20 protein-coding genes and 1 tRNA gene are annotated in these 17,758 nt (G+C 59.5%); 9 read left to right on the top strand and 12 right to left on the bottom strand.

Features of this window, described 5'->3' with window-relative positions; all coding sequences use genetic code 11:
• The first annotated feature begins 59 nt into the window (after positions 1-59).
• From SIAM614_RS00960 to SIAM614_RS00950, 3 genes are all read left to right on the top strand, one after another.
• Complete coding sequence (locus SIAM614_RS00960) at positions 60-614, top strand: thioredoxin family protein (RefSeq protein ID WP_006931340.1); 555 nt, start codon at positions 60-62, stop codon at positions 612-614.
• On the top strand, positions 611-1,273 hold the full coding sequence (gph, locus tag SIAM614_RS00955; protein ID WP_040438891.1) for a phosphoglycolate phosphatase: 663 nt from the start codon (positions 611-613) through the stop codon (positions 1,271-1,273). Before SIAM614_RS00960 ends, gph begins: the two co-directional genes overlap by 4 nt.
• 237 nt (positions 1,274-1,510) lie before the next feature.
• Positions 1,511-2,689 (top strand): IS481 family transposase, encoded by a 1,179-nt coding sequence (locus SIAM614_RS00950; RefSeq protein ID WP_006931338.1) that lies wholly within the window; start codon positions 1,511-1,513, stop codon positions 2,687-2,689.
• 56 nt (positions 2,690-2,745) lie between these two features.
• Here the strand turns inward: SIAM614_RS00950 and SIAM614_RS00945 are convergent.
• Positions 2,746-2,835, bottom strand: a tRNA-Ser gene (locus SIAM614_RS00945).
• A 703-nt stretch (positions 2,836-3,538) separates the two neighbouring features.
• Here SIAM614_RS00945 and SIAM614_RS30400 point away from each other — a divergent pair.
• On the top strand, positions 3,539-4,267 hold the full coding sequence (locus SIAM614_RS30400; protein ID WP_006931336.1) for a DUF930 domain-containing protein: 729 nt from the start codon (positions 3,539-3,541) through the stop codon (positions 4,265-4,267).
• A gap of 112 nt (positions 4,268-4,379) precedes the next feature.
• Here SIAM614_RS30400 and SIAM614_RS00930 read toward each other — a convergent pair whose 3' ends face one another.
• Positions 4,380-4,619, bottom strand: coding sequence for a hypothetical protein (locus SIAM614_RS00930; protein WP_006931335.1), 240 nt, complete (start codon positions 4,617-4,619; stop codon positions 4,380-4,382).
• Between the two features lie 567 nt (positions 4,620-5,186).
• Between SIAM614_RS00930 and SIAM614_RS00925 the strand changes: the two genes are divergently transcribed.
• From SIAM614_RS00925 to SIAM614_RS00915, 3 genes are all read left to right on the top strand, one after another.
• The gene (locus tag SIAM614_RS00925) at positions 5,187-5,609 is read left to right on the top strand and encodes a DUF2147 domain-containing protein (RefSeq protein ID WP_006931329.1); all 423 of its coding nucleotides are present in this window, start codon (positions 5,187-5,189) and stop codon (positions 5,607-5,609) included.
• 114 nt (positions 5,610-5,723) lie between these two features.
• Positions 5,724-6,197: a DUF2147 domain-containing protein gene (locus SIAM614_RS00920; protein WP_006931328.1), complete on the top strand. Its 474-nt coding sequence runs from the start codon at positions 5,724-5,726 to the stop codon at positions 6,195-6,197.
• A gap of 31 nt (positions 6,198-6,228) precedes the next feature.
• Positions 6,229-6,615, top strand: a complete 387-nt coding sequence (locus SIAM614_RS00915) for a nuclear transport factor 2 family protein (protein WP_006931327.1) — start codon at positions 6,229-6,231, stop codon at positions 6,613-6,615.
• A gap of 16 nt (positions 6,616-6,631) precedes the next feature.
• Here the strand turns inward: SIAM614_RS00915 and SIAM614_RS00910 are convergent, their stop codons facing one another.
• From SIAM614_RS00910 to fliK, 9 genes are all read right to left on the bottom strand, one after another.
• Positions 6,632-7,108: a GNAT family N-acetyltransferase gene (locus tag SIAM614_RS00910; RefSeq protein WP_006931326.1), complete on the bottom strand. Its 477-nt coding sequence runs from the start codon at positions 7,106-7,108 to the stop codon at positions 6,632-6,634.
• A 35-nt stretch (positions 7,109-7,143) separates the two neighbouring features.
• Positions 7,144-8,688, bottom strand: coding sequence for a glycosyltransferase family 39 protein (locus tag SIAM614_RS00905; protein ID WP_006931325.1), 1,545 nt, complete (start codon positions 8,686-8,688; stop codon positions 7,144-7,146).
• A 109-nt stretch (positions 8,689-8,797) separates the two neighbouring features.
• Positions 8,798-9,586 carry a transporter substrate-binding domain-containing protein gene (locus SIAM614_RS00900; RefSeq protein WP_040438693.1) on the bottom strand — a complete coding sequence of 263 codons (789 nt, stop codon included), beginning with the start codon at positions 9,584-9,586 and terminating at the stop codon, positions 8,798-8,800.
• Between the two features lie 39 nt (positions 9,587-9,625).
• Complete coding sequence (locus SIAM614_RS00895) at positions 9,626-10,336, bottom strand: amino acid ABC transporter permease (protein WP_050789306.1); 711 nt, start codon at positions 10,334-10,336, stop codon at positions 9,626-9,628.
• The gene (locus SIAM614_RS00890; protein ID WP_040438689.1) at positions 10,333-11,013 is read right to left on the bottom strand and encodes an amino acid ABC transporter permease; all 681 of its coding nucleotides are present in this window, start codon (positions 11,011-11,013) and stop codon (positions 10,333-10,335) included. Before SIAM614_RS00890 ends, SIAM614_RS00895 begins: the two co-directional genes overlap by 4 nt.
• A gap of 300 nt (positions 11,014-11,313) precedes the next feature.
• Positions 11,314-11,709 (bottom strand): GFA family protein, encoded by a 396-nt coding sequence (locus tag SIAM614_RS32685; RefSeq protein WP_006931321.1) that lies wholly within the window; start codon positions 11,707-11,709, stop codon positions 11,314-11,316.
• 4 nt (positions 11,710-11,713) lie between these two features.
• Positions 11,714-13,195 (bottom strand): Asp-tRNA(Asn)/Glu-tRNA(Gln) amidotransferase subunit GatB, encoded by a 1,482-nt coding sequence (gatB, locus tag SIAM614_RS00880; RefSeq protein ID WP_006931320.1) that lies wholly within the window; start codon positions 13,193-13,195, stop codon positions 11,714-11,716.
• 281 nt (positions 13,196-13,476) lie between these two features.
• A complete protein-coding gene (locus SIAM614_RS00875) occupies positions 13,477-13,761 on the bottom strand; it encodes an EscU/YscU/HrcU family type III secretion system export apparatus switch protein (RefSeq protein ID WP_006931319.1) in 285 nt (94 codons plus the stop codon).
• Between the two features lie 13 nt (positions 13,762-13,774).
• Positions 13,775-14,629: a flagellar hook-length control protein FliK gene (fliK, locus tag SIAM614_RS31825; RefSeq protein ID WP_006931318.1), complete on the bottom strand. Its 855-nt coding sequence runs from the start codon at positions 14,627-14,629 to the stop codon at positions 13,775-13,777.
• A gap of 452 nt (positions 14,630-15,081) precedes the next feature.
• Here fliK and SIAM614_RS31820 point away from each other — a divergent pair, with 452 nt between their 5' ends.
• Both SIAM614_RS31820 and SIAM614_RS00855 read left to right on the top strand, forming a co-directional pair.
• A complete protein-coding gene (locus SIAM614_RS31820) occupies positions 15,082-15,681 on the top strand; it encodes a hypothetical protein (protein ID WP_006931317.1) in 600 nt (199 codons plus the stop codon).
• A gap of 907 nt (positions 15,682-16,588) precedes the next feature.
• Positions 16,589-16,831 (top strand): DUF6455 family protein, encoded by a 243-nt coding sequence (locus tag SIAM614_RS00855; protein ID WP_006931315.1) that lies wholly within the window; start codon positions 16,589-16,591, stop codon positions 16,829-16,831.
• A gap of 71 nt (positions 16,832-16,902) precedes the next feature.
• On the opposite strand, the gene SIAM614_RS00850 is transcribed toward SIAM614_RS00855, so the two are convergent.
• Positions 16,903-17,205 carry a hypothetical protein gene (locus SIAM614_RS00850; protein WP_006931314.1) on the bottom strand — a complete coding sequence of 101 codons (303 nt, stop codon included), beginning with the start codon at positions 17,203-17,205 and terminating at the stop codon, positions 16,903-16,905.
• Positions 17,206-17,758 lie beyond the last annotated feature (553 nt).

Raw genomic sequence — 17,758 nt, 5'->3', positions numbered from 1 at the left:
AAGGACTGACCTACTCTCTCCCTTTGAAACAGAGCATCCTTCCAAGGAGAGACGACACGATGGCCGCCATTCCACCCGTTTGCGATTTTGGCTGGAAAGCTCCCGATTTCGAGCTGCCCGCAACCGATGGCCGGACCTACAAGCTGTCCGACATAGCCGGCCCCAAGGGCACGTTGATCATGTTCATCTGCAACCATTGCCCCTATGTGATTGCCGTCCGCGACAGGATCCTGCGCGATGCCCACGATCTTCAGGCACTTGGCATCGGCGTTGCCGCGATCAGCGCCAATGACGCCGAGAGCTATCCTGAAGACAGTTTTGAGAAAATGACCGAACTGGCGACCAGGGAGAACTTCCCCTTCCCCTATCTCTATGACGCGGACCAGTCTGTCGCCCGCGCCTATGATGCAGCCTGCACACCGGATTTCTTCGGCTTCAATGCCGCGCTGGAACTGCAATACCGCGGGCGTCTCGATGCGTCGCGCCGGGAAACCGGCCCTGCGGACCTTCGGCGTGACCTGTTCGAAGCAATGCGGCAGGTGGCGGAAACGGGCAAGGGACCGGAAGATCAGATCCCGTCCATGGGATGCTCCATCAAATGGAAGGCGGCATGAAACCGATCCTGATTTTCGACCTCGACGGAACGCTTATCGACAGCGCTCAGGATCTGCACGCAGCAGCAAGCCGCCTGCTGCAAGGCGAAGGCCTGCCAGCATTGCCGCTTGAGACCATCCGATCTTTCATCGGCAACGGCATTCCGACGCTGGTCGACCGCATGATCGATGCCACTGATCTCAAGTCCAGGGACCGCACCCGTCTGATTTCGAGTTTTCTGGAGGATTACCAGGCGCATGCCACAGACCTGACGGTGCTCTACCCGGGGGTTGAAGCAACGCTCACCCACCTGCAGCAGACCGGACACACGCTGGCAATCTGCACCAACAAGCCACAACGGCCCGCCGAGAAGATTATCGAAGACCTTGGCCTGTCGCATTTCTTCGACGCCCTGGTGGGCGGTGACAGCCTGACCGCCCGCAAACCGGACCCTGCGGGCCTGCACTATCTGCATTCCTCCCTCGGCGGTGGTCCGGTGATCTATGTCGGCGACAGTGAGGTCGACGCCGAAACCGCCGTCAATGCCGGCATGCCGTTCGCACTGTTCAGCGAAGGCTACCGCAAACGGCCGGTCTCCGAGATCCCGCACACGGTGGTCTTTTCGACCTTCACCGACTTCCCCGCCCTTGCCGAGAACCTGTTATCAGCCCCAGCCTGAGAAACAGGCTGCGGACTATTCCGGACAGAAAGCCAATACCGTCCGCTTCTGCGGCAGGTGCTGATGGTGTGGGATGATGTCGAGGGGAAAAGGGCGCGGGAGCGAGGACAACGTCCGAGCCCGGAGCTATTCGCTCAAGTAGCCGAAGGTGGCAGCGCCAAGTGCCCGACCTGAGACATAGGTTACAGACCGTTCCGGAGACATAGGTAACACTTTTCGTTTTTGCGGGAGGTGTCGATGCCGTGGAAAGAGGTGTCCGTCATGGAGGAACGTCTTCGCTTCATCGCCCGTCTTCTGGATGGGGAAGGCATGAGTGCGGTGTGCCGTGAGTTCGGCATCTCGCGCAAGACCGGCTACAAGATCTGGGATCGCTACCGGCAGGACGGCCTGGAAGCACTTTGCGACCGGTCCCGCCGTCCGGTGCGCTATGCCAACCAGCTGCCGGACCAGGTTGAGCGGCTGATTGTTTCCACGAAGAAGGACAAACCGCACTGGGGTGCGCGCAAGATCCGGGAGATCCTGGTCAGGAAGCTCGCCGGCGATGTGCGGATCCCGGCCCAAAGCACGGTGCATGCGGTGCTTGATCGCCACGGCCTTGTCAAGCGCGCCCGCAAGCGGCAGCGCGCCTACAAGGCCGAAGGCACGGCACTGTCGGCAGGCGTTCGTCCCAACGATCTGTGGTGTACCGATTTCAAGGGTGAGTTCAAACTGGGCAACCGGCAATACTGTTACCCCTTGACGGTCAGTGACCATGCCTCGCGCTATCTGTTGATGTGCGAAGCCTTTGACAGCACGAAGGAAAGGCCGGTCATTGAGGCCTTCGTGCGCCTGTTCAAGGAACGCGGCCTGCCAGGGGCGATCCGCACCGACAACGGACTGCCATTTGCCTCACCTAACGGGCTCTACAATCTGTCGAAGCTGTCGGTGTGGTGGCTACGCCTGGGCATCGGCATCGAACGCATCAAGCCCGGACATCCCCAGCAGAACGGTCGACATGAACGCATGCATCTGACGCTCAAGAAGGAGGCGACCCGCCCACCGGGCATGAACAGCCTCCAGCAGCAGGCGAAGTTCGATGCTTTTCTCAAGGAGTTCAACGAGGAACGCCCGCACGAGGCGCTCACCATGCAGATACCCGATGAAGTCTACAAACCTTCACCCAGACCTTACCGGGGCTTGCCGGAGCTGGACTATCCCTTCCACGACCGGGATGCGCTTGTGACTGCCTGCGGGCGGATCTGCATGTATCGAAAGAAGATCAATGTCTCCACCGTGCTTGCCGGTCAAAAGCTCGGTATCAAGGAGGTCGACGAGGGAATTTGGCTGATCAGCTTCATGAGCTATGATCTGGGATACATCGACCTGGAGCAGAGAACACTACAGACAATCGACAACCCGTTCGGCACGAGGTTGTAACCCATGTCTCCGGTACAAACTGTTACCTATGTCTCCGGGTCGGACAAAGGTAGAAGTGGCGGAGAGGAAGGGATTCGAACCCTCGAGACGGTTGCCCGTCTACTCCCTTAGCAGGGGAGCGCCTTCGACCACTCGGCCACCTCTCCGGTTCGTTCCGTTTAGAGGCCGACGCCTTGGGAAGCAAGCCTTTTTTGATTTACAGAGCAGGTTTTCCACGCCCCCTGCTGCGCGGCCGTGTGCCGAAATAATCGTCGGGCAAACGGAGATATTTCTGTCGCGCCAAACGTCTCGTTCAAAATGTCCGGCATTTTGAACGGCGATCTGATCGTGTGGGAAAACAGTCAGGTAACGTTTGACGGCATGATCAACGGAACGCTGCGCAACAGAGGCGGCACGGCAACCGTGGTTGGAAAGGTTTCCGCGGTAGACGACCCATCCGGTTCCACGGTTGTATCGCCCGATCTTCAATCAAGCGAATGAGAGCATCCCGGCAGATTTACTGCAAAAGCGGTTTGAAAAATCTCTCACTTTCAAGCGTTCTGGCGATAACACATCAACCTGATTTTGCTTCCGGCAGAGTGGTGTCACGCTCCTGATTTTCCGATTAAGCCACTCGCTGAGCTGCGTTGCGGAACCGGACCGTAGGCAGATTCAGGTCTTATAGACAAACCGCAAAACAGCGGGCTGCTAGTGCTCGTGGTCTGACCTTCATCATGAGCTACTCTCGAAGGCGCTCATATTCCATCGCCCCTTCATAATTCAGCCGCAGTCCTTTGATGCCATGCAGGCCTCTTCAACTTGCCCGGGTATCGGAGAAGTGCCATAGCCGAGCTCGCTCCTCCGACGCATATGACACGGTTTGTCGCGGAAAAGTTTCCGTGGATCTGTGCGCTCTGGCTGCACCTTGCGCTGTATGCGGTGTTGAGCGATGCAGCCCTGTGGCGAAGCGTTGTGCCGGATCCGCCTGAGCCCGTCTCGGTCGAGATCATACCGGAATTCGTGCCGCCGTCCGTGCCGGACGCGGCACTGGAGGACGTTGAAGAAAGCCAGCGGCAAACGGCGGCGGTTCCGCCGCAGACCCTGCCCGATCCGGCTCCCGGTTCGACGAGCGCTCCGGACCAGCCGCACTCCTCGGGTGCCCGTGTGCCGGAACAGACAGCCCCACCGTCTACAGCAGCCAAACCTGAACAGGAATGGGTTACCGCCAACACCTATTTTGCCAATGATGTTTTGAACGACCCGCGCTCCGCGCAGGCACGTGAGTTTCTACCGACCTTGACCAGTGAGGACGGGCGCGAGCAGATATGCGCGCTGGAGGCGATGGAGCAGGTACGTCATGCTCGTCCCGGCTTCAAGCCGACACGGCTTGCGCCGCATGCGTTCCGCAATTCATTTCAGAAGGAAGATACGATCATCGTGCCCGCCGGAGCGCTCAGAAGCAACCGGGTCTGGTATGAGATTGCCTATCGGTGTCGGCTGGACGCCAGCGGCAAGATCGTCAGCGGGTTCGAATATGCCCTTGGTGCGCCGATCGACCGGTCGCTCTGGGACGAATACGGTCTGGCGCCAATCCATTGACGGGACCGGTCCCGGCAAAGGTCCGGGAACTGGACGCGGCAGAAAACTGTGCTGCCGCGTCAGGTTGTAAAATTCGGTTCAGGTGCCGTACGGCCGGCAGCCTTCATCCGGTTCAATGCATCGACAGCCATTCACGAGCCGAACGCTGCGCTTCGGCGATCTCGGACGTGGACATTTCACCGGAAATTTCCTTGCGGTAGCGTGCTGCGTCCTTGTTGCCCTTGAGAGCGGCAATGTTGAACCACTTGTGCGCGGTGATGAGATCCGTCGCGCCGTGACGGCCGCATGCGCTGTCCAGACCCATCTGGAACAGGATGTCAGCGGTAACCGCCTTTTCACCGATGATGGCCATATCGGCCGAGTGCATTTCAAAACGAGCCATAACGCTCCCCTTTCGTCTTTTTAACTTCTGTGGAACGAACCGATCCTTCTGGATCCACCGTTCCGGTTCCCTACTGCCAACCGGTCGCGTTTCTGAACACAAGTGCCTGGCACGGACCGATCTAAGAAACACAAGCTTTCGCGAAGCTTTCCCCGTTGTTTCTTGACCTCTACTTCATCAGCAGCAGTTAAAAGGGGCGTTAAAAGACAGGTTTAACGTAATGCGAATAAAATTTTAAATAAGTCTGAAATTCATATTGCGGTAAGTATGTGGCAGCGAATTTCCCTTTTCAATCAATCACATTCTCCGAAAATTTGACAAGGCCGATCAACCTTCTGTTCACCATGGATTCGTTTCCACATCTCTTTGTCTGACCTGGTCTCCTCCCAGGCACTCCAGATCGGAGCGCTTCACCTTCTCTCCGGTAGCAGACGGATTTTCGGAATACGTGACGTTGGGTGACGGCTTTTCAGCGGGTTTCCAGGGCTATGCATTCCCTTTCCGTAAACGGAGGGTATTCCGCTTTGGGAGGAACATATGCTCAAGACCATTCTGACGTCCGCAGTTCTGGCAGGCGCCCTTATCATCACATCGGCCACGATGTCTTTCGCCGGCGATGCCACCGGCGACTGGGTTCGCCCCAACGGGGCCTCCAAGATCCGGATCAGCCCCTGCGGCAGTTCCCTCTGCGGCAAGCTGATCTGGCTGCGGGATCCGCGCAATGACACGAAGAACCCGGACGCTGCCAAGCGGGACCGGCCGCTGCTGGGTGTGCAGATCGTTCAGGCGATGAAGCCGACCGACAAGGACAATCAGTGGAAGGGCAAGGTCTACAATGCCGAGGACGGCAAGACCTATACCGGTTTCATCGAACTGACATCCACCAACGCGCTGAAGCTGGAGGGCTGCGTCATGGGCGGGCTGATCTGCAAGGGTGAAACCTGGAAACGGGTGCAATAGTCGGCTGAACAGAGCCTGAAATCGCCAAATCAGTCGATTTGGCCTTTCCTCCGTCGCAATTGCCGGTCACAGATTGTGGCGCAGTCGTCATCAGCATTGCGGCGGGGGATAATCTTGGTTCCTTTTTCTTTCTTTGGTTCTGCTTTTCCGGCTTGCAGACTTTATTCGCGCGCCGGTCTGTTTGCGCTTTTGCTTGCAGGTGCGGGCGGGGAAGCCCTTGCTGCCCCGGACATCAACGGCAAATGGCAGACACCGGCAGGCGCGGTCATCCAGATTGACAAATGCGGCAAGGTGCCCTGTGGCAAGATCGTCCGGTTTCCGGCGCCCAAAGGCTATTCCATGGAAAACACGCCGGACATCAACAACAAGGATGCCAGCAAGCGCAAACGCAAGGTGCTCGGCCTGACCGTGCTCTGGCGGCTAGCCCCGGAAAAGGACGGCTGGAAGGGCCGGGTCTACGACCCGCGGCGCGGCTTCAGCGCAAATGCCACGGTACGCCGCAAAAATGCGTCCGCCCTTGAAGTGCAGGGCTGCGTCCGTGTTGTTTTCAATGTCTGTGAAAAGGAAACCTGGCGCCGGGTCGACTGACTGCGTCCGTTCTCCAGGTCAGCCCGAAACCATGCCTGACACATCTCTTCTGCCAGAGGTTGCCGAAACACTCACACGGCTGGAAGAAAGCCTGTGGCAGGCGGAAACGCGTTATGACCCGGTTCTGATGGACCGGGTTTTCGCGGACGACTTTTTCGAATTCGGCCGATCAGGCCGTGTCTATTCACGTGAAGACCTGATCCTGCCGGCAAGCGCCGCGCAGCCCATCGATGTGCGCCTGCCCCTGCCCCGCCTGAAGTTCACGGTCATCCACACCCAGTCAGTGCTCGTGACCTATGTCAGCGAAGTCAGGCGCGAGAGCGGTGAGATTGAACGGGCGAACCGCAGTTCTGTCTGGAGCAGACAGGATGGCGCCTGGAAACTGAGGTTCCATCAGGGTACGCCTTTCCAGACATAAGCGGTTCAATGACGGCTCAGACGAACATCTTCTTGTAGCCGAGATGGCTTTGATCATAGCCAAGGCGCTTGTAGAAATGGTGGGAGCCTTCGCGTTCCCTGTTCGACGTCAGTTGCACCATACAGGTGTTGCCCTGCCGTGCCAGGTCTTCAGCCCTTGCCATCATCAGCCGCCCGACACCGGTGCCGCGCTGGTCTGCCCGCACGTGAACGCTTTCCAGTTCCACCCGGGGGCGGCCCTGAAAGGCGAGGCCCTTCATGAAATGGATCTGGAAGGTGCCGACCACCTCGCCGCTTTCGGCAAGCGCAACGTAGATGTCGCACTCGGGTGCGGCGACAAGCGCGTCAAATGCCGGGCGATAGTCCTGCCAGTCGGCAAACTCCTTGTCCTTTCGAACGCTGGTCGCGCCCGCATTGATGATGGCGACTATCTCGCGAAGGTGCTCCGGGCGGGCCTTCTCGATGGATACGGTTGGGGCAGTTGTGTCCGGCATGATCGGTTCGCGCCTCAGGTCAGGAAAGAGTACGGTCAACGGCAGATGGGGCTGTCGGGCGGGAGCTTCGCAACGCCCCACCACGTTGTCCGCCAACCGGACGCCTTCCACAAATGCGGCCAGGCACCGGTCAGATATGTCGCTTCCAGCGGCTCGAAAACCTCCCAGAAAGCCACCTTTTGGAAGCGCTCAGCCGCAGCTGCTTCCGGCTCCCTGTCGCCCTCTTCCCAGATGAAGAAACAGCTTGCGCGTGCCGGTGTTCTGGCCGGAATGGCCTTGGTGACCAGCCGGGCCTCAGGGAACAGAACTCTCAGATTGCCACCGGTGTAACCATCGTCGGCAATCAGTGTCGCGTCCGCGGCTCCAAGTCCGGCGAGCGGCGCCTTCAGATCCGCATAGGGCTTCATATGCCGGCACTTGCCGCCGCACCAGGTTTTATCCGGTGCGATCAGCCCGGGCACCCGGGCCAGAAAAACAACCGCGACAAACGCCAGAACAACGGCCGTCAACCAGCGCCACTGCTTTTCAAAACCGAAGCGTTCCAGGTCGGCAAACAGCCACACCGGCAACAGCAGAAGCAGCGGGTGCATGTGCCGTTCCTTGACGTAGGTCGCGCCGGTAATCGCAATCATCAGGGCGGTCAGCAGGATCATCACCAGAACCGTGCGTCCGCACAGGCGCGCCACATCACTGACGGCAGGTGTTTCGGACTGCCTGCGGCCGAAATAGCGTTGCCAGAACAGCAGCAACAGCAACGGCACCAGCGGAACGGAAAAGCCGACAAGACCGAAAGCAAGCTTGCCTAGCCCTTCGCCCATACGCATGAGATGCGAGGTTTCAGCACTGACGCCCATGGTGTCGGAGACAGATGCCAGCAGCTTCAGCCCTTCGCTGAAGATCCAGTAGGCATAAGGGCTGTAAATCAGCGCCGCCGCGAAGGGCACCAGCAAAAGGCCGGAAACACGCAGCCGGCTGCGCCAGGCCGGATCGCTGGCCGCGGCCAGGATCAGGGCCAGCACGAAAATCGGGTAAGAATGCTTGCCAAGCAGCCCTGCCCCGGCTGCCATGCCAAACAGCACGTAGAAGCCAAGCCGCCCCGTCTCCAGGGCCTTCAGGAAAAAGAAGGCACTCATGGCACAGGCAGTGGTCAGAACCACCGTGTGGGTGACACCTTCGTGAAGGTTCCAGCCGAACTGGTAGAACAGCGAATAGGAAAAGACACACAGGGCCGCGAGGCGCGTGTCGTGAATGGCCTTGCGCGCGATCAGAAACAGAAACAGCGCGGCAATGGAGATCAGGGTGTATTTGACGAAAAGTGCTGCCCAGATCGTCGGGCCGAACATCTGCTGCGCGGACCAGAGCAGCCACTCGTAAAGCGGCGGCTGACGCAGCATGTAGCCGGGCTCCAACGTCTGCACCAGAACGTTCTCGAACATGTCGTCCGTGCCGAGCACGGGCGTGTTCAACGCCCTTAGCAGGATATGCGCGAGCCCCCAAAGGGCAACAATGGCCCAGACCCCGAAAGGCGTGGCGTAAAACGGAGCCGGCCCTGTCCCGGCGGTCGAACTGCGAAACATCATGGCAGGGGGATACTAGATTTTCAGATGGCTGTAACCTCGCATTTTCCCTCGCGAAAACAAAAAACGCGCGGCTTGCCACCGCGCGTTTCAGGCATTCAGCCGGCAGGCCTCAAAGGGCAGGCAAAGGCGGAAGTGGCGTCTTCAGCCATTTCTTCGAAAGTTCATCCAGCTTGCCGTTCAGCTTCTTGTGCAGAACGAAAACATTGACCCATTGCAGCAGATCGATGTTGCCCGTCTTCACACCGATGAAGGACGGCGAGTTGGCGATGATGAACTTGTTTTCCAGATTGAAGTCCGGGTTGTCGTTGGAAATGCCGAGCGCAACCATGTTGCCGGTCACGATGACATCGGCCTGGCCGGACACATAGGCGGCGATGGTGGCGGCATTGTCGCCAAAGCGGATGATCTCGGCATCTTCCGGCGCATCCGCGGTGATTGCCAGATCTTCAAGCGTGCCGCTGGTGACGGCAATTTTCTTGCCCGAGAAATCGTCGATGGTGGACACCGCGACGTCAGGCTTGGCGAAGGCTCCGGAGAAGAACGGAGCATAGGCATGAGAGAACCAGATCGACTTTGCGCGTTCCGGATTGGCGCCGAGCGTCGCAATCACGAGATCGGCCTTGTCGGTTTCCAGAAACGGAATGCGCTGCTTGGACGTAACGGGCACCAGCTCCAGTTCGACACCGAGATCTTCAGCAATCATCTTGGCGACGTCGATATCATAGCCTTCATACTCACCTTCGCTGCCGAGGGAGCCGAATGGCGGAAAGTTTTCCGGTGTGGCGATCTTGATCTTGCCGGCTTCCAGAATGTCCTTCAGCTCTGCAGATGCAGGACTTGCGATCATCAAGGCGGCGGATACCGCCAAACCTGTTAGCCCCAGAAATCTCTTTAACATTGCGCGACCCTCCTTCGGTTGTTCTTCAAGCGCGATTTGTCAGGCGGCGGCAGCAGCCCCACCTCTGGACGATGCGGACCCAAGACGCCTTTCAAGGCGCCGCGACCACACAGACAGCGGAAAACAGAGAGAAAAGTAGATCATCGCCATCAGCGGATAGATGACGAAAGGCTGAGTGCCCGGCACAGGCGCGTTCGCCCAGCGCTTGCCGACCGTCATCAGGTCGTGAAAGCCGATGATATAGGCGAGCGACGTGCCCTTGATGATCTGCACCATGAAGCCGACCGTCGGCGCGATGGCCAGGCGAAACGCCTGCGGCAGGATGATGAGAAGCATGATCTGGGCAAAGGTCATGCCCAGCGCCTTGCCGCCTTCATGCTGGCCGGACGGTATGGCTGTCAGTGCCCCGCGCCAGACTTCGGCCAGATAGGCACTGGTATAAAGCGTCAGGGCAATGCCGGCCGCGCGCCACGGATCCACCTGGATTTCGAACAGATGCGGAATTCCGAGCCCAAGCAGGAACAGCAACATCAACAAGGGTACTGACTGGAACAGCCAGGTGTAGGCGGTAAAGATCCTGGCCAGTGTCTTGACCGGTGAGACCCGCGCCGCGGTGACACACGCACCGATCAGCCCCCCGCCAATGAATGCGATCAGCGACAGGTAGATCGTGTACTGGGTGGCTTCCAGAAGCTGGAACAGGACGATACCGAAGGGTTTGCCGAGGATGGCGATAAAAGCGTCTTTCATCGAACCACCTTCCATTTGAACAGCCGGTCATGCAGCAGCGCCAGAAGGGTCTTGAACCCCAGCGACATCAGCAGATAGATGATCGTCAGCGTGAAAAAGATCTCGAACGAGCGGAAATTCCGGCTGTCGATAACGAGGCCTGCCCAGGTCAGGTCGGTGACGCCGATTTCCGAAATGATGCCGGTCGTCAGGAACAGGAAGATGAACTGACTGTTGAGCGAGGGATACATTGCGGCAACCGCCTGCGGCAGGCAAACCTTCACGAAGCTGAGCCAGCGCGGCAGACCGAGCGCATCGGCGGCCTCTGCCTGACCAGCGCCGAGGGAGGCCAGCCCCGCGCGCAAAATCTCGGCAAAATAGGCGGAAAAATTGATCGACAGCGCCAGCAGCGCGTGTGCCCAGAAGGGCCATTGATAGCCAAGCAGCAGCGGCAACCCGAACGCCACGAAAAACATCTGCACGATCAGGGGCGTGTTCCGGATGAACTCCACATAGGCCGCCGCCAGTTGGGCCAGAACCGGGATCTTGTAATGACGGACCGCGGCGAGCACCACGGCCAGCAAAAACCCGAGGACACCGCCGCCAATTGTCAGCACGGCACTGATCAACGCTCCTTTCGCAAGAAGCCACAAGTATTCCGGATTCCGGTATATCTCGAAAAATCTAAGGTTGGACATTTATACCAACCAGAGAAGCACGGCGGCTCTTCATCTAATTCTTCCAATGGTTCAAACCTAAGCCCGAACAGCAAGGCTTGTGCCAAAGGAAAGAAGTGAAGGTCTTCGCAGTAAATCTGCGGCAGGACTTTAAGTATAAGCGAACGACGAAGGCATTTGCCTATTTATTGGTCATGCCTTTAATTGTGCAAATTGGAACCGCCCGGCATGAACGGAAATCAGGGTTGTCAGCTCCGGCAACGATCAATGTGGTTCATTAACCGGACTCAATCCTTTCGTCGGCAGCAAGAGCGGGCTGCTTCAGTCCAGGAAGGTCCAGGTTTCCGCACCGTCGAAATGACGCAGGCCGATGGCTTCGATGGTACCGGGAGGGGCAAGGCGGAGGTTTACGGCCAGGCGGTCGGGATATTCTGCCGACAGGCTTTGCCAGTGCGTGGTGCAGCCGCAGGTGCGGCAGGTATGGAAGGCCAGCCCCTTGTCACCCCAGGAATAGCTGAGCGTCGCGCCAGGCGCTGCCTTGATCTCGATATCACCGGCTTTTCCATGGCCCCAGATGGTGCCGAGGCGCCGGCAGATAGAACAATTGCATTCAACAGCGTGACGGGGCGGCGTCTTCATCTCGTAAGACACCGCCCCGCAATGGCAGGAACCGATGATGGGCAGCTCGACTTTCGGCGCTGTCCCTTCACCGGTCATGGTCTTATTCCAGACCGATCTTCTGTTTCAGCATGTCGCTGACGGCCTGCGGGTTGGCCTTGCCCTGGGACTGTTTCATCACCTGGCCGACAAACCAGCCGAGCAGACCCGGCTTGGCGATGGCCTGCTGAACCTTGTCCGGGTTGGCGGCGATAATCTCGTCAACGATGGCTTCAATGGCACCGAGGTCAGTCACCTGCTTCATACCGCGTTCTTCGACGATCTGCGCCGGGTCTCCGCCTTCGGTCCATACGATCTCGAACAGGTCCTTGGCGATTTTGCCGGAAATGACACCGTCCTTGATCAGATCGACGATCCCGCCGAGCTGTGCTGCGGAAACCGGGCTGTTCGAGAGATCCTTGCCTTCCTTGTTCAGGCGACCGAAGAGTTCGTTGATCACCCAGTTTGCTGCCAGCTTGGCATCGCGGCCCTTGGCGACTTCCTCGAAGAAATCGGCCGAGACTTTTTCGGCAATCAGGATTTCGGCGTCATAGGCCGTCAGGCCATAGTCGCTCATGAAGCGGTTCTTCTTGTCGTCCGGCAGTTCCGGCAGGTGCTGCGCCAGTTCGTCAACGAATTCCTGCGTGAACTCCAGCGGCAGCAGGTCCGGATCCGGGAAATACCGGTAGTCATGCGCTTCTTCCTTGGAGCGCATGGACCGCGTTTCGCCCTTTACGGCGTCGAACAGGCGGGTTTCCTGGTCGATCGAACCGCCGTCTTCCAGAATAGCGACCTGGCGACGGGCTTCATATTCGATAGCCTGACCGACAAAGCGGATCGAGTTGACGTTCTTGATCTCGCAGCGGGTGCCGAATTCACCACCCGGACGGCGGACGGACACGTTTACGTCGGCGCGCATGGAGCCCTGGTCCATGTTGCCGTCGCAGGTGCCCAGATAACGCAGGATCGTACGAAGCTTGGTCAGATAGGCCTTTGCTTCATCGGAAGACCGCAGATCCGGCTTGGAAACGATTTCCATCAGCGCCACGCCGGAGCGGTTCAGATCGACGAACGACATGGTCGGATGCTGGTCGTGCAGCGACTTGCCTGCGTCCTGTTCGAGATGCAGACGCTCGACACCGATCTCGACCTGCTCGTCAGGCATGTCGAGAAGGATCTTGCCCTCACCGACAATCGGCTGCTTGAACTGGGAGATCTGGTAGCCCTGCGGCAGATCTGGATAGAAGTAGTTCTTGCGGTCGAACACGGACTTCAGATTGATCTGGGCCTTGAGCCCGAGGCCGGTGCGGATCGCCTGACGCACACACTCCTCGTTGATCACCGGCAGCATGCCCGGCATCGCCGCATCGACAAGGCTGACGTTATCGTTGGGGTCCTTGCCGAATTCCGTGGAGGCGCCGGAAAAGAGCTTGGCTTCGGACGTGACCTGGGCATGGACTTCCATACCGATCACGATTTCCCAATCGCCCGTCGCGCCCTTGATGAATTTCTTCGGATCGGGTGTGCGTACGTCGACAATCGTCATAGTCGTCAAAAATCCTGTTCGTTTTGATTTCGCGTCTGATCAACCAGCGGGGAAGACATGCTGCGGCGCGAATTTGTAGCCGTTTGATGACCTAGTCGGGAATTGTCCCGGCTGCAAGGTTTTCCTTGCCTGTAACGTCAGCTTTCGCACAGCGGGACGCACGTTGCCCGCTGAACGATCCGACAATCCCGTAATTGGCGGGGCCACGGCAAACGCCTGGATCGGAATTGACCTCTTCCGCTTGTGTTGCGCCGGTGGACCAAAAGCTCAGCCAGATGATGTCACTCGTGCGGTGGATGCTTGGCGTGGCCGGTGCGCATGATGAAACCGATCAGCACGGCGACGGCCTGATAGAGCTCGATCGGAATCTCCTGATCGACCTCGATCTGCGACAAGGCCTCCGCCATCATCGGATTCTGTTCAATCGGCACGCCTGCTTCGCGTGCAAGGCGCTCGATCTGCTCCGCCATGGAGCCAGTGCCCTTGGCGGTAACGACGGGAGCGCCCTCGCTCTCATATTGCAGCGCCACTGCCAGCTTCTTGCCGGATTTGTCCTGTTCGCTCATGGCCGGTTCTGTCTCACGATTGCCTGTCGATCAGCGCGCCATATTTGGCGGAGGTTTTCGGCGGAAGCCCCCGGATCAGACGCAGCTCCTGAAGATCCAGCCCCGCATCGGCAAAGGCGGCTTCCATGGTTTCGCGCACCGCGTTCAGACTGTCGAAGGTTTCCTTGCGGTCGACCCACAGGCTGGCATAGGTGCCGCCGCTGCGCAGGCTGATGGCTGCTTCCAGCGGCCCGGTGGCGGTCAGATCAAGCGCGAAACGCAGGCGCCAGGCCGGTTCGCCCTCATCCTCGTCCTTGTTGCCTGCGCCATCGCGGCCAACCTGCATTTGCAGGACGGCCGTTTCGTGACCGAACGCAAGCGGCAGTTCGACCACGAGATCCATGGGGCGTGAACCGACGCGTGGCGCATCGTCCCGCGACAGTTTCGTGTTGCTGAGTTGGGTCAGCCGCAGCCGCGCCAGGGCGGAATCGGTTTCCTTCAGGAGCGCCTGAAGGTTTTGCGGGGCTGCGCCAGCCCAGAAGCCGCTGCTGGTCTGTTGTGCCTGCCCGTGCGGCGCTCCATGCCGGGAGGGCGCCGGGGGCTGTCCCGCAGGACGGCTGATTTCGGAGCGTGCCCCCAGTTGCTGCAGCAGCGCCTTGAACGACAACAGGGCGGATTTCAGGTCGGGCAGCGCAGCTTGGCCCGTTGCGGGCGCACCAGTAGGAAGCGCCATTTGCGCTTCGCGGAACTGTCCCGACAAGCGCACGGCCTGCTGCACGTCCTGTGCAGTCGGCGCCTGGGCAGAGGACAAGCGCAGCCCGAGGATCTGCTGCATCGCCTTGACCACAGGATCCGGCAGGGAAACGGTCCCGCTGCTTTGCGCCGACATGAGGCTCCCAATCTGGGCAAAGAGGCTGCCCAGACCGGCCTGCTGCTCGCTGAGGGGCTGCCGGAAGATGTCAGCTACCTGACTGGCTGCTTGTTGGCTCGCTGGTTGCAGGCTGGCAGGTTGTCCCTGTCCGGCGGAAACGGCTTGCGAAACGGATACGCCTGTGGAAGCAGGATAAGGCTGGGAAACAGCTGTACGCGTCAACGCTGCTGCCTGCCCCCCGGTAGACAGGAAGGGGTTGCTTGTCTGAGCGGTGCCCTGACTGGGCATTCCAGGTCCCGGCAGATTTGCCGCCGGAGCGGACGCAGGACTGACATTTGCAGCCGAGACGAATGGTGGCGGTTGAGAGCTCGGATTGGAACTGAAGCCTGCCGACCCTGACTGCGAAACAGGTCCCGGCGGCGTGTTGGCAATCGGGGTTCCGGTTGCCCCACCCGCCGCAGTCGAACCTGATGCCGATCCTCCAACCGACGCTTGCACGCCAGGTCCACCACCTGCTGTCAGGGTCGGGCTCCCTGCTGTTGCAAAGCTTCCTGACGGAGGTGCTGACGCCGGATTGGCCGGCGACGCGGTCGGTGCTGATGCAACCGCTATACCTGCAGCAATTGACGCCGGCTGTGCCTGAGTGGGGCCGCCGGAGGGTGAAGCGAATGGGGCACTCGTCCCTGGCGCCGGTTGCGCGGGTGCCCCCCCACCGGCGGGAACTGTCGATGCTGCCGGCTGTGAAACCGGTTGGCTCGGAACACCGCCATCGACCTGAACGGGACTGCCGGGTGCTGGACCACCTGCCCCTGGCTGAAACACGCCGGTCGCCAGGCCTGCCGAGGACGCAGGCTGCACTGCCGGAGGCGCACCGGAAGCAGGCGCGCCTGCTGGCGGCACAGCACCTGCTGACGGCTGCCCCGCGCCTTGGGCTGCACTGTCTTGAACAGGTGCGGAAAGCGGAGGTTGACCGGTGGCAACTGGAGGCGCTGTTGAACCTTGCGCAGCAGAACCTGCCGGGGCGGCCGCATTGCCGGACACCTGTCCCGATGCGGCCTCCGGAGGAATAGGTTGAACCTGCACCGCATTTCCGGGCGCAGCCGGCTGCGCCGTCACGGCCCCTTGCGAAGCAGGGGTGGGAGCCGGAGCTGCCAGGTGTGGCGCTTGCGGCAAAGGCTGAAAATTGCCGGTTGCCTGCCCCGGAGCCGTATTGACGGACAGGACCTGAATCAGATGCGCCAGAACCGGAGCCGGCTTGGGATAGGTCGCAGCCGACGAGGGCTGTGGCGGCGATTGCGCCGCAGGCTCGGATGGCAAGGGGACCTGGCCTGCCTGACTTGCAGGAGCTTGCCCTTGAGGCCCTTGAGCTTGTGGGATCTGGCCTTGAGAGCCCTGAGGTGTTTGGGGTTGAGATGCCGGACTTTGCGACGATGGTGCCGGATTGGCCTGCTGTTGCGGCTGAGACTGATCCTTGCCCACGGTTATCAGAATGGCGGGCTGCTGCTTGGTGCCGGATACGGTGACCGTCACCTCTCCGCCCTCAGGAAGAGGAGCTGGAACGCGCAGCTCCAGCTTTGCGTCAGCGGTTGCCAGGCGCACCACGCCGCCCGGCAGGTTGGCCTCGACCCTGGCCTTGAGTTCCGTTCCCGGCTCAAGTCCCTGGTTGACCGCGCCATTGCCGGTTGCCTGGGGCAGCGGCGATGCGCTCACCGTTTCAACCATCACACCGTCTCCAGGTGTTGCGGCGCTCCTTCTTGCAGGAGGCTGCCTGGCAGGGTCGCAGAATCATGAACCTGCAGTATGGCTGCTTTCGCGATGCTTGCCCAGAGTTGACCCTGATCAAGGTAACGCGGGTGTTTCTGCTGCACTGTGGTCTTCTCAACCGGCGCCAGAAACCAGAGCGGCGCCAAAAGACAGAAGGCCCTGGCAGACATTTTCTGCACACGTCCCGTGGGAAGGAGAAACGGCTTGAACTGGATGGATCGCCTCAACGAGCGTGCCGAACTCATGGGCAGGATGCTGGAGACAATCGGCGCCATGAATCATGTTCCGACCGGCGCGCACACGGATGCGGCCCTGAGGTCCGCTGCTCATCGGTGCATCAATTGCACTGAGACGGAAGCCTGTCGCGCCTGGCTGGAGAGCCATCCGGACGGTGCCGACGAGGCGCTGCCAAGCTGCCCGAACGCGTCTCTCTTCAATAGCTGGATCGAAAGCTGATCCTACGGCTTTAAGTGCGACCCCACGCAAGCAATTACAGCTTCATCCATGGGATCACATGCTGATGTGCTTCAGGCGCGTTTTGCGCGGCGGCTGAGCCAGTAGGTCATGGCAGAGGCGATCAGGCCACCAATAAAGCGGAACGGGAAGATCGCCAGCGCACCGGCATCATGCGCAAAGGGGTGCGGCACAGGCAGCGCGCCGATCGCCACATCCAGGATGAGTGTCAGCGCCGCCGCCGCGAATCCCGCGATCCAGAGCTTTTGCAGACGGTCTGCCCGCCATCCCATATATCCGCCGATCAGCAGAGCAAAAGGGTTGAGCAGGCCAGCAAGGCCAAAGAGGTCGTACCAGGTTTCAGATAGCGTCATCATGGGCCTCTCATACCCCTGCGCGGGCCAAAATGCGAGCCGCTTTCCGGCTTTGGAAGCATTAATCTGGCGGCAATTTGCTGCAGGTTTTGTCTGAGCAGTTTACCGTAAAGCCATGTAATTTCTTAAAACAGGTGGCGTGTCTCGGATCTCCCCCGGACATGAACGCCTACTCATGTCGATTTAAGTGGTTTTGCATAGCAAAACTCTATGCTACTTTTGGAGGACTAAGTATTTAACATGCTTTGCCTCTGGCAGCGCCCATTCCTTATAGCAAGTATTAAAACCCATGAATTTACACACATCTATTGAAACAGAAGATCCGACGGTCGACACTCTCTACAAAACAGACAGGCGCCTCGCCATATTCTGTCGTCACTGCGGCCGCTTCCGCTACATGAACTTCGCCCGGTTCACCGGAGATCAAAAAGTATCGTCCTTGAGCGAAACACTTACTTGCGCCTCTTGCGGCTCACAGGATGTCGAGGCCGTCGCCGTTTCCCGCGATCCCGACAACGGCTACTGGCCTGCTGAACACAGCTAAAGCCTCATCAGC

This window comes from Roseibium aggregatum IAM 12614, from assembly GCF_000168975.1.
GTDB lineage: Bacteria > Pseudomonadota > Alphaproteobacteria > Rhizobiales > Stappiaceae > Roseibium > Roseibium aggregatum.
The sequence above is the reverse complement of the archived record's forward strand: the minus strand, read 5'-3'. Positions and strand labels throughout refer to the sequence as shown.

Bases quoted from the DNA above. Each gene is read 5' to 3' on its own strand.
- SIAM614_RS00900 (WP_040438693.1), bottom strand. From the start codon at position 9,586: ATGTTAAAGAGATTTCTGGGGCTAACAGGTTTGGCGGTATCCGCCGCC.
- SIAM614_RS00895 (WP_050789306.1), bottom strand. From the start codon at position 10,336: ATGAAAGACGCTTTTATCGCCATCCTCGGCAAACCCTTCGGTATCGTC.
- SIAM614_RS00855 (WP_006931315.1), top strand. From the start codon at position 16,589: ATGGATCGCCTCAACGAGCGTGCCGAACTCATGGGCAGGATGCTGGAG.
- SIAM614_RS00925 (WP_006931329.1), top strand. From the start codon at position 5,187: ATGCTCAAGACCATTCTGACGTCCGCAGTTCTGGCAGGCGCCCTTATC.
- SIAM614_RS00950 (WP_006931338.1), top strand. From the start codon at position 1,511: ATGCCGTGGAAAGAGGTGTCCGTCATGGAGGAACGTCTTCGCTTCATC.
- SIAM614_RS00915 (WP_006931327.1), top strand. From the start codon at position 6,229: ATGCCTGACACATCTCTTCTGCCAGAGGTTGCCGAAACACTCACACGG.
- SIAM614_RS32685 (WP_006931321.1), bottom strand. From the start codon at position 11,709: ATGACCGGTGAAGGGACAGCGCCGAAAGTCGAGCTGCCCATCATCGGT.
- SIAM614_RS00875 (WP_006931319.1), bottom strand. From the start codon at position 13,761: ATGAGCGAACAGGACAAATCCGGCAAGAAGCTGGCAGTGGCGCTGCAA.
- gph (WP_040438891.1), top strand. From the start codon at position 611: ATGAAACCGATCCTGATTTTCGACCTCGACGGAACGCTTATCGACAGC.
- SIAM614_RS00910 (WP_006931326.1), bottom strand. From the start codon at position 7,108: ATGCCGGACACAACTGCCCCAACCGTATCCATCGAGAAGGCCCGCCCG.
- SIAM614_RS00930 (WP_006931335.1), bottom strand. From the start codon at position 4,619: ATGGCCATCATCGGTGAAAAGGCGGTTACCGCTGACATCCTGTTCCAG.
- SIAM614_RS30400 (WP_006931336.1), top strand. From the start codon at position 3,539: ATGACACGGTTTGTCGCGGAAAAGTTTCCGTGGATCTGTGCGCTCTGG.
- SIAM614_RS00890 (WP_040438689.1), bottom strand. From the start codon at position 11,013: ATGTCCAACCTTAGATTTTTCGAGATATACCGGAATCCGGAATACTTG.
- SIAM614_RS00905 (WP_006931325.1), bottom strand. From the start codon at position 8,688: ATGATGTTTCGCAGTTCGACCGCCGGGACAGGGCCGGCTCCGTTTTAC.
- gatB (WP_006931320.1), bottom strand. From the start codon at position 13,195: ATGACGATTGTCGACGTACGCACACCCGATCCGAAGAAATTCATCAAG.
- fliK (WP_006931318.1), bottom strand. From the start codon at position 14,629: ATGTCGGCGCAAAGCAGCGGGACCGTTTCCCTGCCGGATCCTGTGGTC.
- SIAM614_RS00960 (WP_006931340.1), top strand. From the start codon at position 60: ATGGCCGCCATTCCACCCGTTTGCGATTTTGGCTGGAAAGCTCCCGAT.
- SIAM614_RS31820 (WP_006931317.1), top strand. From the start codon at position 15,082: ATGCCGATCCTCCAACCGACGCTTGCACGCCAGGTCCACCACCTGCTG.
- SIAM614_RS00850 (WP_006931314.1), bottom strand. From the start codon at position 17,205: ATGATGACGCTATCTGAAACCTGGTACGACCTCTTTGGCCTTGCTGGC.